Origin of the sequence: Desulfosarcina sp. (assembly GCF_041551955.1) — a bacterium.
Taxonomy (GTDB): Bacteria; Desulfobacterota; Desulfobacteria; order Desulfobacterales; family Desulfosarcinaceae; genus Desulfosarcina.
This window is the reverse complement of record NZ_JBFELV010000509.1, coordinates 1-3,374: the sequence shown is the minus strand read 5'-3', so window position 1 is coordinate 3,374 and position 3,374 is coordinate 1. Positions and strand designations below refer to the sequence as shown.

Annotated in this window: 4 protein-coding genes; all 4 read right to left on the bottom strand. The window is 53.8% G+C overall.

The window, feature by feature from the left end:
* Positions 1–62 precede the first annotated feature (62 nt).
* The 4 genes from ABYV26_RS23305 to ABYV26_RS23290 all read right to left on the bottom strand — a co-directional run bounded on the left by ABYV26_RS23305 (position 63) and on the right by ABYV26_RS23290 (position 3,335).
* Positions 63–173, bottom strand: a complete 111-nt coding sequence (locus ABYV26_RS23305) for a DUF2188 domain-containing protein (protein ID WP_372683750.1) — start codon at positions 171–173, stop codon at positions 63–65.
* A gap of 211 nt (positions 174–384) precedes the next feature.
* Entirely contained in the window at positions 385–1,491 is a 1,107-nt protein-coding gene (locus tag ABYV26_RS23300; RefSeq protein WP_372683749.1) for a VWA-like domain-containing protein, read from the bottom strand.
* Positions 1,484–2,335, bottom strand: coding sequence for a hypothetical protein (locus ABYV26_RS23295; protein ID WP_372683748.1), 852 nt, complete (start codon positions 2,333–2,335; stop codon positions 1,484–1,486). Before ABYV26_RS23295 ends, ABYV26_RS23300 begins: the two co-directional genes overlap by 8 nt.
* A gap of 16 nt (positions 2,336–2,351) precedes the next feature.
* Entirely contained in the window at positions 2,352–3,335 is a 984-nt protein-coding gene (locus ABYV26_RS23290; protein WP_372683747.1) for an AAA family ATPase, read from the bottom strand.
* Positions 3,336–3,374: the final 39 nt, after the last annotated feature.

Genomic DNA, 3,374 nt, shown 5'->3' with positions numbered 1-3,374 from the left:
TTATTAAAAATGTAAAAAAAGGGGACCAACACCCTGCCTTAATTTTACGCGATGGTTTTGGATCAGTGATCAGCGTCCTGGGACGGACAGGGGGCGTTGCCATAGCTGTCCTTGTCCCGGATGCGGCCGTCAGGACGATGAATGACGACCTCGCTCGTTTGTTTTTGGGCGATGCCGCGAGCGGCGTCAATCGCCTCCGACTGGGTGGAATGGGTCGAGGTTATGGTTTTGCACTGTCTATGCTTTGGATCTTGGGGCTACCGGGATTAACCCAAGCGGTCTGGAACAAAGAATGACCAGAAAAAAAAACTCCCGGTCCCGAAAGATCCGGAGCCGAGAGCTTTTAATATCGAACTTATCGTCTTTAAAAAAGTGTTTGCCAGGTCAGCATTCAGCAACGGTCAGGCATTCCCCAAACGGAGGATTTATCCCTCCCATACCCAGCTTTGCCCACAATACCGGATAACCGGGATCATCGGGAAAGCGGGTTCCTTCCAGGTCGGTTAGATAAACCAAATATGCGGGGCGCAGTCCCTTTTCATCCACCCATTCGATGGGCGGTCGAAAATTCGTCCCCCCGCCGCCGATGGGATGGATCTTTATCGGCATATCGTGTCGACAAAAAGTCTCCACGCGCTTAACCCGGGTGTCGCAGTAAACCACCTTGACATTGGTTTCCACGGCTTCCACGATGGCCGTTATCTCGGATGCGAACTGCGCCACTTGCCGATCACCTATAGATCCGGAAGTATCCACCGCGATAACCCCCTCTCCGATGGCCATGGAAGCCAGGGCCGGCAGATAGAGTCCCAGGTGGACATATCTTCGATTGGGCGGCGTCCATGAATAATCGTTGCACGTAACCTGCTGCATGAATCGCCTGAGAACTTCTCGCCAATCGACCCGAGGACGGGTGATCGTTTGCACCAAACGCTCCAGTCCGCCCGGAATATTCCCCATGGCCTTGGCCTGGGTGTAGGCTTGGGCAACCATTACCTTGACCTCTTGCAGGGCTTGAGCCATTTCCGCAGGAGTGGCTTTTTTACCATTCTTGCCCGGATAGTCCCGGACCTCCCCGAATTCATCCGGGCCATTGGACTTAACTTTTACTTCCGGCAGTCGCATATAGATAGCTTCCGCGGACTGGTCTGTGCCCATGCCGCCCAGCACTCCCGCAGGTAAGACAAATCCGCTCTCTTTTAAAATGTCGTTGATCGCGTAATCACAGGCAGCGTTCCACTTGCCGAACTCTCGAGCGCCCCGCCTTAAATGATGGGCCAGGGCCACATGCATCACCTCGTGGGCGACCAAACCTTTGATTTGGTCGGTATTGAGGCTGTTTACAAAGTCCGGGTTATAGGCAATGACAATCCCGTTGGTATAGGCGGTTTGGCAATCCGGATCGGCAACCAGTCCCATGCGCAAGGCCAGGCTACCGAAAAAGGGATGATCGAGGGACACCGCAATCCGTGCCTTGTTCATTTTATCCATTTCCGATGTATCCTTTCATGGTTTCCAGAATGGCCGACGCATCGGTGGCCACCTGGGAGCGTTTTTTCAGGTTGGTACGCAACTCATCCGGTTCAAAGCGGCAGAGCTTATCCTCGACTTGATGGCGCATATCCTCCAGTTCCTTGGAGTCGCTGAGGTTTAGCCTGGGCAGGAGCGCACACAACTCACACAGGTTGTTCACCAGGGAATTGCGAAACACCGCATCCGCCTGGTGGAGCTTGTCAGCCATGTGTTTGACGCTCTGGTAGAGCCGGTTCCACACATCCCGCATGGCCTCCTCAAAGGCCGACTGGTTGCGCGCTTGTATCCGCTTTCGGATTTGATCGATCTCTTCCGCCTGAAGGGTCACGCGAAAATCCGCTGCCGAGGGCAGGGGATCGATGAACACCTCAAGGCCATATTTGTTTTCGATTTGTGCACCATCAGGGTAATCTCCGCGGTTGAACATGTCATTTAAACGTACCCGGGCATCTTCAACCAGGTCCTTGTAGTCGGCAATGAACCGCGCTACGGCTTCCTCGAAGCTGGCCTTTAACATTCTCATCTCGCTGGTATAGGGCAGATAGTTCTTCGACAGCAGGATTCTGGATCCATCGTCGCCCCAGGGCAGGGTGTTTTCATAGTGAAAACTACGAACCGCATTGGCTGTTTTGGAGACTGTTTTGATGGCGTCTTCCGCTACCAGCCGCTTATTGAAACTCCCTGAATTTGTAGCGTTGTAGGCCTTCTCAATTTTATGGGTTACCTGTTTATCCTGCTTCCTGGCGCCCCATTGTTTGATGTGCAGGCGCACCAGCATAGCCTTTTGTGTAATCTCTGTCATTTTTCTTCTCCTCTTATTAAATCAGCACGTCCTGGTGATTGGCCGACCATTCGATAAAAGCCCGCGTGTTTTGAACCTCGGGTGCGTAATGAATCGCATCGCGAACCAGCAGAACTGAAAATTCCGCCGGCAGCCGCAGGGCATACGCAATCAGACGCCCGAAGTTATTGTCGCTGGCCTTTTTTGCCAGGGCGCCACACAAGGCATAGAGGGCGGCCGGATCTTCAGGCACTATTGCCCCGGACGGATTTATCAAGACAGCATCCGGGCTTGGCAGGGACCGAAAAATCCGCAGAAAACCCAGTATTTCGATGGCCGCCCCTTCACCGACGGTGCCGGCTAAAAGATCGTATTCCACATCCGAGGAGGGGTTTTGCCCCAATACATTGGAGACAAACTCCCAGGACCTGGGGCTTGGAAAGGCTTTTTCGTCCGCCCGGCCTTCGAACTGATGCAGCAGTTCCGGACGGAATCTTATAAATGCGATGACTTCGTTCTTTATCCCACGCCTCAATGCCCAGGCGGTCCAGTCTTCGACGTCAGCATCAAAATTGATATGGACGAACCGGTTGGCCAGGGCGGAAGGCATCCGGTGGGTGACGGCACGATCACTTTCCCGATTCCCGGCTGCAATGACAGCCCAGCCTTCAGGCAATATGTACTCACCGATGCGCCGGTCAAGGACGAGCTGATAGCAGGCCGCCTGTACTAAGGGCGGTGCTGCGTTCAGTTCATCCAAAAAGAGCACTCCCTTTCCATCTTGGGGCAGAAAATCGGGTGTGGCCCAATGCGCACGATGATCGCCGTTGATGTGGGGTAGGCCTCTCAGGTCCACGGGATCGAGCAGAACGGCGCGGACATCGGTGCAATCTACCTCAAGTTCTCTTGTTATCTGTTGAACAACCTGTGATTTGCCGACCCCGGGAGGACCCCACAGAAAGACGGGTTGCCGGCACTTGATGAGGATTTTTAAACTGGTTTGTACGTTGGATGGTTTCATTGATGACCTCCCTTTGGGCAGCCGCAAAGGTTCCTGTTG